Genomic DNA, 12,572 nt, shown 5'->3' on the forward strand with positions numbered 1-12,572 from the left:
GACGCCCGGGGACCGGGCCGTCGTGTACAGCGGGTTGCCACGACGTCGGGCATCCGATGCCCGGATCACGAACGGGGATCGGTCCGGCCGGTCGCTGCGACCCACGCCGTACCCACCCTTTAGCGTTGTGCCTCGTGTCCAGACCGCTGCCACCGCTCTCCGATGAGGCGCCCGCTCTCGCTGCGCGGGGTGGCCCGTTCCGTCCCGGCGACCGCGTGCAGCTGACCGATCCGAAAGGGCGCCACTACACGCTCACCCTGGAGACGGGCGGGCAGTACCACACCCACCGCGGCGGCCTCGCGCACGACGACCTGATCGGCAAGCCGGAAGGGAGCGTGGTCATCTCGCGGGTGGGCACCCCCTACCTCGCGCTGCGGCCGCGACTGGCCGACTACGTGCTCTCGATGCCGCGCGGGGCGCAGGTGATCTACCCGAAGGACGCCGCCCAGATCCTCATGTGGGGCGACATCTTCCCGGGCGCCCGCGTGCTGGAGGCGGGAGCGGGTTCCGGCGCGCTCACATGCTCGCTCCTACAGGCTGTCGGACCCGAGGGCGCGGTCATTTCCTACGAGATCCGGGCCGACCACGCCGAACACGCCGAACGGAACGTTCGCCAGTTCTTCGGAGATTCGCCACCCAACTGGTCCTTGAAGGTCGCTGATCTTCATACTCATGATGGTGACGCCGAACCGGTCGATCGTGTCGTTCTGGACATGCTGGCCCCCTGGGAACACCTGGATACAGTGGCGAAAGCACTGATTCCGGGTGGGGTCCTGGTGGGCTACGTGGCCACCACGACGCAGCTCTCGCGGCTCGTGGAGGACTTGCGTGAGCAGCAGTGCTGGACCGAGCCCCAGGCATGGGAATGCCTGGTCAGGCCATGGCATGTGGTGGGTCTGGCAGTGCGGCCCGACCACCGTATGCAGGGTCACACCGCGTTCCTGGTGTCGGCCCGCCGGCTCGCCGAGGGGGTGGTCCCGCCTCGCCCTCAGCGCAGGCCGACCAGTCGGTGACGCCAGCCGGACGAACTTCCGCTCGTGCCCCGGACGGACCACGAGGGGTCGACGCGTCAAGGTGCCGTCCGGTTGAGTGGTGGATCACCGGTTCGTCGCAGGCCTTCAACGTTCGTTCGCAGGTACCGTATGGAAACGGAACACGGAGGGAGGATGCCGTGAACCCCTACGACGGTCCCGGCAGGCGTGACCCGGGTGACGGCGGGGAACTCAGCCCCGCGGAGGCTCGGGCGCAGATCCGCTTTCTCGAGGAGGAAGTGGCTCTGCTGCGCCGCAAGCTCGCGGAGTCGCCGAGGCACGTTCGCGTGCTCGAGCAGCGGCTCGCCGAGTCTGCCAGCCGGCTTGCTCAGCTGTCCGCGCGCAACGAGAAGCTCACCGAGACCTTGAAGGAAGCTCGGGGTCAGCTCGTCGCGCTGCGCGAGGAGGTCGATCGCCTCGCGCAGCCACCGAGCGGCTATGGCGTGTTCCTGGTGCGGTTCCCGGATGAGACGGTGGACGTCTTCACCTCCGGGCGCCGGATGCGTGTCGCAGTGTCGCCCGCGGTCACCACCGCGGAGCTACGCAGTGGGCAGACAGTCCGCCTCAACGAGGCGCTCACCGTCGTCGAGGCAGGCGACTACGAGCGCATCGGTGAGGTGTGTGCACTGCGTGAGGTGCTCTCCGAGCCCACGGAGGACGGTCTGGCAGGGCGCGCGCTCGTCGTCGGGCATGCCGACGAGGAGCGGGTGGTCTGGCTGGCCGCGCCGTTGATCGCCGGTGCGGAGTACCCCGACGCCGTTCCACTGAAGCCCGGCGACTCCCTGCTCGTGGACACGAAGGCGGGCTACGCCTACGAGCGGGTGCCCAAGGCCGAGGTGGAGGACCTCGTGCTGGAGGAGGTGCCCGACGTCGACTACTCCGACATCGGTGGCCTGTTCCGGCAGATCGAGCAGATCCGCGACGCCGTGGAGCTGCCGTTCCTGCACGCCGAGCTGTTCAAGGAGTACGAGCTGCGTCCGCCCAAGGGCGTGCTGCTCTACGGCCCTCCCGGCTGCGGCAAGACGCTCATCGCCAAGGCCGTGGCCAACTCGCTGGCCAAGAAGGTGGCCGCCGTCCGCGGCGACAACCCCGAGGACGGCCGTGCGTTCTTCCTCAACATCAAGGGCCCGGAGCTGCTCAACAAGTTCGTCGGCGAGACCGAGCGGCACATCCGGCTGATCTTCCAGCGCGCCCGGGAGAAGGCCTCGGCCGGCACCCCGGTCATCGTGTTCTTCGACGAGATGGACTCGATCTTCCGCACCCGTGGCTCGGGCGTGTCCTCCGACGTGGAGACCACGATCGTGCCGCAGCTCCTCGCGGAGATCGACGGCGTCGAGGGCCTGGAGAACGTCATCGTCATCGGCGCCTCCAACCGCGAGGACATGATCGACCCCGCGATCCTGCGGCCCGGCCGCCTGGACGTGAAGATCAAGATCGAGCGGCCGGACGCCGAGGCGGCGCAGGACATCTTCTCCAAGTACCTCACGGAGACGCTGCCGATCCACACCGACGACATCGCGGAGTTCGCGGGCAACCGCAAGGCCTGCGTCGACGCGATGATCCAGCGTGTGGTCGAGCGGATGTACGACGAGACCGAGGAGAACCGGTTCCTGGAGGTCACCTACGCCAACGGTGACAAGGAGACCTTGTACTTCAAGGACTTCAACTCCGGCGCCATGATCCAGAACATCGTCGACCGGTCGAAGAAGTCGGCGATCAAGTCGGTGCTCGAGACCGGCCAGCCGGGTCTGCGCGTGCAGCACCTGCTGGACGCGATCGTCGACGAGTTCGCCGAGAACGAGGACCTGCCCAACACCACCAACCCCGACGACTGGGCGCGCATCTCCGGCAAGAAGGGGGAGCGGATCGTCTACATCCGCACCCTCGTCACCGGCAAGAACGCCGAGACGGGCCGCGCGATCGACACGGCGTCGAACACGGGCCAGTACCTGTAAAAGCCACACACACCTGCGGCCCGGCCCCAAGGGAACCGGGCCGCAGGTGTGTGTCGGAGCCGCAGTGCTGCCGGGGCATGGCCCCTGACAGCAGTACGGCTCCCAGACGCGAGAAGATCTGGGTGTGGTCGCGAGCTGCCCATGCGGGCTTCCCCAGGGGTACCCCGTCTGCTGTGGGCGGTTTCATCGTGGGGAGGCGGCTCCTACCGCCGAGCTGCTCATGCGCTCCCGGTATACCGCTTTCGCCACTGGAGACACGGCGTACCTGCTGCAGACCTGGCATCCCGACACCCGCCCCCCTCGCCTCCTGCTCGACCCGGACGACGAGTGGACGCGGTTGGAGATACTCGGCGGCACCGGGGGCGGATTGCTGGGGGCGACGGGAACGGTCGAGTTCCGTGCCCACCGCACCAACCGCGGGCGCGCCGACGTGCTGCACGAGAACAGCGAGTTCGTTCGCGAGGACGGCCGCTGGAGCTACGTCGGCCCCCTCTGACCGGCGTCTGTGAGGGCACTGCCGAGCGTGCGTCCGATTCGTTCACGACGCCCGCTGTGCCGGGCCCTACGGTGCCTGCCATGACGATCGAAGCACGGTTGGACGCGGTCGGGGTCGTGGTGGCCGACATGGCGAAGGCGCTCGGGTTCTATCGGGCCCTCGGGCTGCCGGTGCCCGCCGAGGCCGACAACCAGCCGCACGTGGAGGTGGCGTTGCCCGGCGGGCTGCGCCTGTTGTTCGACACCGAGGAGACGGTGCGCTCGTTCCATCCGGAGTGGCACGCGGTGCCCGGTGCCGGACGGCTGGGCCTCGCCTTCGCCCTGCCCGACGCCGGCGCTGTGGACGCCCTGTACGCGGAGCTCGCCGATGCGGGTTACCGCAGCGAGATGGCGCCGTTCGACGCGTTCTGGGGCCAGCGCTACGCCGTGATGCTCGACCCGGACGGCAACGGGGTGGACCTGTTCGCCCCGCTCGCGAGCTGACGGGGGGCCACACCCGCCAGCGCCCGCACCTCCCGGGAGAGGTGCGGCTGGTCGGCGTACCCGGCGCGGGCCGCGGCCTCGGCGATGGGGACGCCGGCGTAGAGCAGAGCGGCGGCGCGGCGGAAGCGCAGCACGCGCCGCAGCACGGCGGGCCCGTATCCGAACGCGGCCAGGCAGCGGCGATGCAGGGAACGGTCGGTCCAGCCGAGACCGTCGGCGGTGGCGGCCACCGCGGCACCGGCTCCGAGCCGGGCGGCCACGGCACGCAGGGCGGGCTCTGCAGGCCCACCCGGCAGCGCCTCGGCCACCTCGGCGAGCACAGAGGTGGGAGCGGCGCCCGCCTCCAGCCGGGCGGTGGCCCGCCGCGCCAGGCCAGGGTGCAGCTCATGGAGGGGGACGCGCTGGTCGCGCACCACGGCGGCCGGGACGTCGAGCAGCGCGGGCAGCCTGCCGGGCGCGAAGCGCAGGCCCGCGCTCAGCACCCCGGGCTCGCGGCGCGCGCGGTGGGGGTGGGTGTCCGGGCCTGCGACGACGAGCTCACCGCCCGTCCAGACGAGGTCCATGCAACCGTCGGGCAGGACGTCCAGTGTCTCCGTCGGGGCGCCTGCATCGACGACGGCCGTCCACACGCACTCGACCTCGGTGCGCAGCGCCTGCGGCGACGGGCTCTCCCGGTAGGACACACCAGCACGGTAGCCCCGCACCCCGACATCAGTCGGGCAGCTCCAACGCGAGCAGGCGGGAGCTGAGCGACTTCCCGTGGGTGTCGAGCGCGAGCGACGTGGTGACACCGCCGTCGAGGATCCCGGTGCAGACGAACTGCAGGGCGGGCAACAGCGGCAGCTCGAACCGCAGGACCTCACCACCGACGTACCGGGCCAGCCGCCAGCGCACCCGCTGTGGCGTGAGCTCGCGGACGAGCAGGGCGTAGTCCGTGTCGACGTAGGGGATCACGGACAGCGTGGCGACGTCGCCCTTGTCGCCTGCGCGGCAATGCGCGATCTCATGCAGCCGGACGGACACCGGGAGCCTCCAGGATCGTGACGCCGGGACGCACCGTCGTGCGCGGTACGAGGGTGGACACCACGCCGATCACCTCGCCCGTGCTGACGCGCACGCCGCCGCCCCCCGCGGGACCGTTCGTGTACAGCGCCTCCACTTCGTGCCCGATCGCGTCGAGGGTCGCGGGGTCGGCTCCGAGCGCCGCCACCCGGAGCCGGCACTCGACCCGGTCGTCGGCGTCGGGCGGCACGACGCCGATGACCTCGATCCGCGGCTGCAGCGGCAGCCCGGCCACCCGGGCGGCGACGATGTCGGCGGCCAGGGCGGCCCGGCGGTCGGCACCGGGCCCCGAGTAGGAGATCTCGGCCTCGACCTTGTGGCCTGCGCGGTAGCCCACGGTGACCTTGAGCCGGTCCGGTCGTGGCCGCCCGACGGCCCCCGTGACGCGCACGCTGCTCGGCCCGAACGGCGTGACCGTCACCCGGCGTAGGTCGAGCACCACGTCGGGCGTGTGATAGCCGGTGGGGTCGGTGACCTCGTAGAGCAGCTGCTCGCGCACCGTCGCCCGGTCGAGGCGCCCACCGGTACCGGGGAGCTTGCCGTAGACGGCCGAGCCGTCGGACTCGACGTCGGCGAAGGGGAAGCCCAGTTCGGCGAGCCTCGGGACGTCCTTGACGCCGGGGTCGGCGAAGTAACCGCCGGTGAGCTGGCCCGCACATTCCAGGAGATGCCCGACGAGGGTGCCCCCGGCGGCGAACGCCAGGTCGTCCAGGTCGGCGCGGAAACGGTGGGCGAGCGGGGCGAGGAACAGCGACGGGTCGGCGACCCGCCCGGTGATCACCACCTGGGCGCCGGCGTAGAGGGCGGGCAGCAGTGCGTCGGCGCCGAGATAGGCGTTGGCGGAGACGAGCTCGCCGTGCTCGTGCAGTGGCTTGCCGTCCTCCAGGGCCGGGGCGTCGAGGTCGAGGCCCTCCAGCACGTCGTCGCCGGTCACGACGGCGACCCGCGCCGCGGACCCCGCCATGTCGAGGAGGTCGCGGGTGACGTCGCCGGCCGCGAGCGGGTTGGCCGCGCCCATGTTGGTCAGGACACGCACCCCGCGTTCGACGGCCAGCGGCAGGAGCCGGGAGAACCGGGCGACCAGGCGCGGGTCGTATCCGGCCGCCGGGTCCGCGAGCCGCCGCTGGTGTCCCAGTGCGACCGTCCGCTCGGCGAGGCATTCGAGCACGATGTCGTCCAGCCTGCCGCGGTCGACGAGGTCGAGGGCCGGTTCGAGGCGGTCGCCCGCGAACCCCGCCCCGCAGCCGATCCGCACTGTGCTCGTTCGCGCGCTCATCGGTCTCCTTCCGCGTCAGGGAAGCGGGACGGCGCCGGTGAGGAGGGTGACTGCCGTTGTCACCGGCGTCGTACCGAACTCCATCGGAACACGAACCGCTGATGCGCGCCGAGCCCGACGCCCGCCATACCCGGCAGGATGAATGTCGAGGCGGTGAGCGGGGCGGAGTGGGAACCCGGTAATCGAATGGCGGTGGCGGCGGGCGAGGGAACGTCCCTCTCGCCCGCCGCCACCGCCATCATGGAGCCGGTTGTCCAGCCGGTCAGGCCTGGCGGCGCACGGCCTCGATCTCGAGGGTGATCTGCACCTTGTCGCTGACGACGACGCCGCCGCCGTCCATCGGCATCTTGATGTCGACGCCGAAGTCGTTGCGGTCGATCGTGGTGCTGGCCGAGAACCCGGCACGGTAGCCGCCGAAGGCGTCCGGACCGAAGCCGTTGGCCTCCAGCGCGAGCGTGACCGGCCTGGTCACGCCCTTGATCGTCAGGTCTCCGTGCAGCACGATCTCGTCGCCGTCGGCACGGGCGCTGGTGGAGTGGAACGTCCACTGGGGGTGGTTGTCGGCGTCGAAGAAGTCGGTGGAGCGGATGTGGTTGTCGCGCTGCTCGTTGCCGGTGTCGATGGAGTCCGCGGCGATGGTGGCGTTCACCGAGGAGTCGGAAATGTCCTCACCTGTCACGATCTCGCCCGAGAAGTTTGTGAAGCGACCGCGTACCTTGCTGACCATCATGTGGCGGACTGAGAAGGAGACGTCGGAGTGCACCGGGTCGATGTCCCATGTGGCCGCGACGTAACCGGGGATCTGGACCGAGGATGTGGTCATGTTGACCTCCGTGAGGCTCTTGAACTCTCACTTGTTGAGAGCGACATTACCCTGAACAACATCACGGCTGACCTATTCCGGAGGTGTGGTGCCTGACACCCGGTGGCTCAACGAAGAGGAGCAGCGCACCTGGCGCAGCTACCTCACCTCCTGTCGACTGCTCTTCGACCGGATCGAGCGACAGCTCCAGCAGGACGCCGGACTGCCGCACGCCTACTACGAGATCCTGGTGCGGCTTTCCGAGGCCCCGGGCCGTTCGATGCGGATGAGCCAGCTCGCGACGTCGGCGATGTCGTCGCGCAGCAGGCTCTCACATGCCGTCGCCCGGCTCGAGGAGTCGGGCTGGGTGCGTCGTCGCCCGTGCGCGGACGACCGCCGAGGAGCGCTGGCGGAGCTCACGGACGAGGGGCTCGCCCGTCTGAAGGCCGTGGCTCCCGGCCATGTGGAGGCGGTACGCGAAGCGATGTTCGACGCGCTCAGCCCGGAGCAGATGCGGGCGTTGCGCGACATCAGCGACACACTCGTGGCGAACCTGGCCGACGCGCCGGTCTGGCCGGCTTCGGAGGACAAGTACGACGACCAGGCGTAGCGCCTAGGCCGCGACTGGGCGCCCGCTGTGGGTCTTAGAGTCGTTGCATGGCTTCACATGTCGATGTCGTGGTTCTCGGAGCGGGTCCCGGTGGGTACGTCGCAGCGATCCGGGCGGCCCAGCTGGGCCGCAGCGTCGCGGTGGTGGAGGAGAAGTACTGGGGCGGGGTGTGCCTGAACGTCGGCTGCATCCCGTCGAAAGCGCTGCTGCGCAACGCGGAGCTCGCCCACCTGGTGACCCAGGAGGCCAAGACCTTCGGCATCTCCGGGGACGTGTCCGTCGACTACGGTCCCGCGTTCGACCGCAGCCGCAAGGTGGCCGACGGCCGGGTCAAGGGCGTCCACTACCTGATGAAGAAGAACAAGATCAAAGAGATCGACGGGTGGGGCAAGTTCGTCGACGCCTCCACCATCGAGGTCGCCCTGTCCGACGGCGGCACGGAGACGATCACCTTCGACGACGTGATCATCGCCACCGGCGCGACCACCCGGCTGCTCCCCGGCACGTCGCTGTCGGAGCGTGTGGTGACCTACGAGGAGCAGATCCTCAGCCGTGAGCTGCCGCGCAGCATCATCATCGCCGGGTGTGGCGCGATCGGCGTCGAGTTCGCCTACGTGATGAGCAACTACGGCGTGCAGGTCACGCTCGTCGAGTTCCTGGACCGGATGCTCCCGCTGGAAGACGCCGACGTGTCCAAGGAGCTGGCCAAGCGCTTCCGCAAGTACGGCGTCGACGTCCTGACCTCCACCCGGGTGGAGTCCATCGACGACTCGGGCGACCAGGTCACGGTCACCGTCTCCCAGAACGGGGAGACCAAGCAGCTCAGGGCCGACAAGGTCATGCAGGCCATCGGCTTCACCCCGCGCACCGAGGGCTACGGCCTGGAGAACACCGGCGTGGAGCTCACCGAGCGCGGTGCCATCGCGATCGACGAGCACATGCGCACCAACGTGCCGCACATCTACGCGATCGGTGACGTCACGGCGAAGCTCATGCTCGCGCACGTGGGCGAGGCACAGGGGGTGGTGGCGGCGGAGACGATCGCCGGCGCGGAGACCCAGGAGCTCGAGTACGTGATGATGCCCCGGGCGACGTTCTGCAACCCGCAGGTGGCGAGCTTCGGCTACACGGAGGAGCAGGCGCTGGCGTTGGCGGACGAGAAGGGCTGGAAGGTCAAGGTCGTCCAGTTCCCGTTCACGGCCAACGGCAAGGCGCAGGGGCTCGGGGAGCCCGGCGGGTTCGTCAAGCTCATCGCGGACGAGACCTACGGCGAACTGCTCGGCGGGCACCTCATCGGCCCCGAGGTGACGGAGCTGCTGCCTGAGCTGACGCTCGCGCAGAAGTGGGACCTCACCGCCCACGAGCTCGCCCGCAACGTGCACGCGCACCCCACACTGAGCGAGGCGCTGCAGGAGGCGTTCCACGGCCTGACCGGGCACATGATCAACCTGTGATCCCGGCGTCCCGGGCGGCCAGCCAGCGTTCGATGCCCACGCGGCCGTCCGGGACGAAGGGCCAGCGCCGGCCGTCGGCGAGCCGTGCACGCAGCTCGGTGAGCGTCACCCAGTCCCCCCACACGACCTCCTCGGGCTGGTGGTGCAGCGGGCCGTCCCAGCGCACCTCGTAGGTGAACACGTGGCAGCGCAGCGTGCCGTCGTCGTAGGCGAAGGGCTCGTAGCTACGTTTCAGCGACACGCCGGTGACACCGAGTTCCTCGGCCAGCTCACGGGCGGCGGCGTCGTCGGGTGCCTCGTCCGGCCCGATCACCCCACCCGCCCAGCAGTCGTACATGCTCGGGAAGATGAGCTTGTCCGGTGACCGTCGGTGCAGGTACACGCGCTCGCCGTCGACGCTGCGCACGAGCACGCCGGTGGTGCCGTGCCACAGTCCGTCCCGGTAGACCACGCCGCGCGGGGCCACTCCGACCACTGCTCCACCCGGGTCATAGACGGCAACGGGCTCATCCTCTGCGGGGGTCCCTGCCTGCATGCGCTCATCATCCTCCGGCCGCGGTTAGGCTCGACCCATGACAGCGCACGTCGAGGGCCGCCCATGACCGCCCGCCGGATCATGGGCACCGAGATCGAGTACGGCATCTCGGTGCCGGGCGACCCCACCGCCAACCCGGTGATCACGTCCACGCAGGTGGTGCTGGCCTACGCAGCGGCAGCGGACATCCCACGTTCGCGCCGGGCCCGGTGGGACTACGAGGTGGAGTCCCCGTTGCGCGATGCGCGCGGGTTCGACCTGTCGGCCCCCACCGTGCACAACCCGGCGGAGTCCGAGCTCGACGACCTCGGCGCCGCCAACGTCATCCTCACCAACGGCGCCCGGCTCTACGTCGACCACGCCCACCCGGAGTTCTCCACCCCCGAGGTGACCACGCCTCGCGACGTCGTCATCTGGGACAAGGCGGGGGAGCGGGTGATGGAGGAGGCCGCGATGCGGGCGGCCACCGTGCCGGGCGCCCCGCGGATCCAGCTCTACAAGAACAACGTCGACAACAAGGGGGCCAGCTACGGCTCCCACGAGAACTACCTGATGGCCCGCAGCACCACGTTCCCCGCGATCGTGGCCGGGTTGACGCCGTTCTTCGTGACGCGTCAGGTCATCTGCGGGGCGGGACGGGTCGGCATCGGTGCCTCGGGCGACGAGGCGGGCTACCAGCTCGCGCAGCGCAGCGACTACATCGAGGTCGAGGTCGGGCTGGAGACCACGCTCAAGCGCGGCATCATCAACACCCGCGACGAGCCGCACGCCGACGCCGACAAGTACCGCCGCCTGCACGTCATCATCGGCGACGCGAACATGAGCGAGTACTCCACGCTGCTCAAGGTCGGCACCGCGGCCCTCGTGCTCGACATGATCGAGAACGGCGTGCGGTTCGACGAGCTGCGTCTCGCCGAACCCGTGCGCTCCGTGCACCGCATCAGCCACGACCCCTCGCTCAAGACGCTCGTCGACCTGGCCGACGGCCGCAAGATGACCGGCGTCGACGTGCAGCGTGCCTACTTCGAGAAGGCGCAGAAGCACGTCGAGAACACGATGGGCGCCGACGTCGACGACGCCACGGCCGAGGTCCTGCAGCTGTGGGGTGAGGTGCTCGACGCGCTGTCCCGCGACCCCATGGAGTGCGCCGACCGCCTCGACTGGCCCGCCAAGCTGCGGCTGCTCGAGGGCTACCGCGAGCGCGACGGGCTGGCCTGGAACTCCGGGCGGCTGCAGCTGGTCGACCTGCAGTACACCGACGTGCGGATGGCCAAGGGCCTCTACAACCGGCTGGTGGCGCGCGGGTCGATGAAGCGGCTGGTCACCGAGGAGCAGGTGGTCGCCGCCATGCGCCGGCCCCCGGAGGACACCCGCGCCTACTTCCGTGGCCGCTGTCTCGAGCGTTACCCGTCCGAGGTGGCCGCGGCGTCCTGGGATTCGGTCATCTTCGACCTGGGGCGCGAATCCCTGGTGCGGATCCCCACCCTCGAGCCGCTGCGCGGCACGCGCCGCCACGTGGGTGAACTGATCGACAACTCCCGTACCGCCGAGGAGTTGGTCGAGGCGCTGACCCGCGGCTGAACCGCGACTCGCCCATCGGCATGGCTTCGATCGCGGGCGTGTCGCCGATCGGCTGGGTAAAGTTCAAATACCGGACCCCGGTACGCCGTGCAGTCGACGGCACCGGGCAGGCGAAGAGGAGACGGCCATGTCCCAGGAGCAGACCAAGCGTCAGGGTGGTGGTGGCGGCGACGACGAGGACGGCGCCGACGCCGCGGCAGCCGGCCAGGAGCGCCGTGAGAAGCTCGGCGAGGACGTCGACACGATCCTCGACGAGATCGACGACGTCCTGGAGGAGAACGCCGAGGACTTCGTCCGGGCGTACGTCCAGAAGGGCGGCGAGTAGCCGCCCCCTGCGTCACCGCACCAGCCACGCACTGCACGACGAGAGGCACTCACCTGACCATGGAGCCCCGGCTGCCGGTCGCCCCACCGGGCCCGGGCGCGTATCTCGCGCCCGGCCCGTCGTCATTCACCGACTTCGTCACGGCCAACGCGCCGCATCTGCTTCCGGGCCGGCTTGCCGAGGGGGTCACGCCGGGCGCCGCGGGCGTGGGCGGCCTCCAGGTTCCGCACGGCACCACCATCGTCGCGCTCACGTTCGCCGACGGGGTGATCATCGCCGGTGACCGCCGGGCCACGGCAGGCAACGTCATCGCCCAGCGTGACATCGAGAAGGTGTTCATCACCGACTCGCACTCGGCGATCGGGATCGCGGGCTCGGCGGGCATCGCGCTGCAGATGGTGCGGCTGTTCACGGTCGAGCTCGAGCACTACGACAAGATCGAGGGCGTGCCGCTCTCGCTGGACGGCAAGGCCAACAAGCTGGCCAGCATGATCCAGCAGAACCTCGGCGCGGCGCTGCAGGGCTTCGTCGTCGTGCCGCTGTTCGTCGGCTACGACATGGACGCCGCCGACCCGTCGAAGGCGGGCCGCATCATCACCTACGACGCCACAGGTGGCCGCTACGACGAGCTGCTCGGCTACCACTCCGTGGGCTCCGGTTCGGTGTTCGCGAAGTCGTCGCTGAAGAAGCTCTACGATCCCCAGGCCGATCTGGCCGCGGCCGTGCGCACGTCCGTCGAGGCGCTCTACGACGCGGCCGACGACGACACCGCCACCGGCGGCCCGGACCTGGTCCGCAAGATCTACCCGGTGGTCGTCAGCATCACCGCGGAGGAGGGAGCGGTACGCCGCTCCGACGAGGAGATGGAGGCGGTCGTCCGCGCTGTCATCGCCGGTCGTACCGATAAACCCGGCGGATAGCTCGCCGGACAACCCTGCCGTGCTCCCCATCCCTGCGACGCCT

14 protein-coding genes are annotated in these 12,572 nt (G+C 70.0%); 9 read left to right on the forward strand and 5 right to left on the reverse strand.

All coding sequences use genetic code 11. The features are described 5' to 3' along the window. The first annotated feature begins 134 nt into the window (after positions 1-134). From ABD743_RS14940 to ABD743_RS14955, 4 genes are all read left to right on the forward strand, one after another. The gene (locus ABD743_RS14940; protein ID WP_344722642.1) at positions 135-1,013 is read left to right on the forward strand and encodes a tRNA (adenine-N1)-methyltransferase; all 879 of its coding nucleotides are present in this window, start codon (positions 135-137) and stop codon (positions 1,011-1,013) included. A gap of 158 nt (positions 1,014-1,171) precedes the next feature. Then, entirely contained in the window at positions 1,172-2,986 is a 1,815-nt protein-coding gene (arc, locus tag ABD743_RS14945; RefSeq protein WP_344722643.1) for a proteasome ATPase, read from the forward strand. A gap of 124 nt (positions 2,987-3,110) precedes the next feature. Then, positions 3,111-3,482 carry a YchJ family protein gene (locus tag ABD743_RS14950; RefSeq protein ID WP_344722644.1) on the forward strand — a complete coding sequence of 124 codons (372 nt, stop codon included), beginning with the start codon at positions 3,111-3,113 and terminating at the stop codon, positions 3,480-3,482. An 80-nt stretch (positions 3,483-3,562) separates the two neighbouring features. Further along, complete coding sequence (locus ABD743_RS14955; protein WP_344722645.1) at positions 3,563-3,964, forward strand: VOC family protein; 402 nt, start codon at positions 3,563-3,565, stop codon at positions 3,962-3,964. On the opposite strand, the gene ABD743_RS14960 is transcribed toward ABD743_RS14955, so the two are convergent. From ABD743_RS14960 to ABD743_RS14975, 4 genes are all read right to left on the reverse strand, one after another. Beyond that, entirely contained in the window at positions 3,901-4,647 is a 747-nt protein-coding gene (locus ABD743_RS14960) for a helix-turn-helix domain-containing protein (RefSeq protein WP_344722646.1), read from the reverse strand. The two genes, ABD743_RS14955 and ABD743_RS14960, sit on opposite strands and share 64 nt — an antisense overlap. 28 nt (positions 4,648-4,675) lie before the next feature. Then, positions 4,676-4,987, reverse strand: a complete 312-nt coding sequence (locus ABD743_RS14965) for an AtuA-related protein (RefSeq protein WP_344722647.1) — start codon at positions 4,985-4,987, stop codon at positions 4,676-4,678. Then, complete coding sequence (locus ABD743_RS14970; protein ID WP_344722648.1) at positions 4,968-6,302, reverse strand: acyclic terpene utilization AtuA family protein; 1,335 nt, start codon at positions 6,300-6,302, stop codon at positions 4,968-4,970. Before ABD743_RS14970 ends, ABD743_RS14965 begins: the two co-directional genes overlap by 20 nt. 262 nt (positions 6,303-6,564) lie before the next feature. Next, positions 6,565-7,125, reverse strand: a complete 561-nt coding sequence (locus ABD743_RS14975) for a YceI family protein (protein WP_344722649.1) — start codon at positions 7,123-7,125, stop codon at positions 6,565-6,567. Positions 7,126-7,213: 88 nt separating this feature from the next. Between ABD743_RS14975 and ABD743_RS14980 the strand changes: the two genes are divergently transcribed. Together ABD743_RS14980 and lpdA are read left to right on the forward strand one after the other, a co-directional pair. Next, entirely contained in the window at positions 7,214-7,714 is a 501-nt protein-coding gene (locus ABD743_RS14980; protein ID WP_344722650.1) for a MarR family winged helix-turn-helix transcriptional regulator, read from the forward strand. Positions 7,715-7,761: 47 nt separating this feature from the next. After that, the gene (gene lpdA / locus ABD743_RS14985; protein ID WP_344722651.1) at positions 7,762-9,168 is read left to right on the forward strand and encodes a dihydrolipoyl dehydrogenase; all 1,407 of its coding nucleotides are present in this window, start codon (positions 7,762-7,764) and stop codon (positions 9,166-9,168) included. On the opposite strand, the gene ABD743_RS14990 is transcribed toward lpdA, so the two are convergent. Next, the gene (locus ABD743_RS14990) at positions 9,158-9,703 is read right to left on the reverse strand and encodes an NUDIX domain-containing protein (protein ID WP_344722652.1); all 546 of its coding nucleotides are present in this window, start codon (positions 9,701-9,703) and stop codon (positions 9,158-9,160) included. The genes lpdA and ABD743_RS14990 overlap by 11 nt on opposite strands. A gap of 63 nt (positions 9,704-9,766) precedes the next feature. Here ABD743_RS14990 and dop point away from each other — a divergent pair, with 63 nt between their 5' ends. The 3 genes from dop (at position 9,767) to prcB (ending at position 12,529) form a co-directional block, all read left to right on the forward strand. Next, entirely contained in the window at positions 9,767-11,284 is a 1,518-nt protein-coding gene (gene dop, locus ABD743_RS14995; RefSeq protein ID WP_344722653.1) for a depupylase/deamidase Dop, read from the forward strand. Positions 11,285-11,411: 127 nt separating this feature from the next. Beyond that, positions 11,412-11,609, forward strand: a complete 198-nt coding sequence (locus tag ABD743_RS15000) for a ubiquitin-like protein Pup (protein WP_142101234.1) — start codon at positions 11,412-11,414, stop codon at positions 11,607-11,609. 59 nt (positions 11,610-11,668) lie between these two features. Beyond that, positions 11,669-12,529: a proteasome subunit beta gene (prcB, locus tag ABD743_RS15005; RefSeq protein ID WP_344722654.1), complete on the forward strand. Its 861-nt coding sequence runs from the start codon at positions 11,669-11,671 to the stop codon at positions 12,527-12,529. The last annotated feature ends 43 nt before the right edge of the window (positions 12,530-12,572 follow it).

Source organism: Pseudonocardia yunnanensis (assembly GCF_039534065.1).
GTDB lineage: Bacteria > Actinomycetota > Actinomycetes > Mycobacteriales > Pseudonocardiaceae > Pseudonocardia > Pseudonocardia yunnanensis.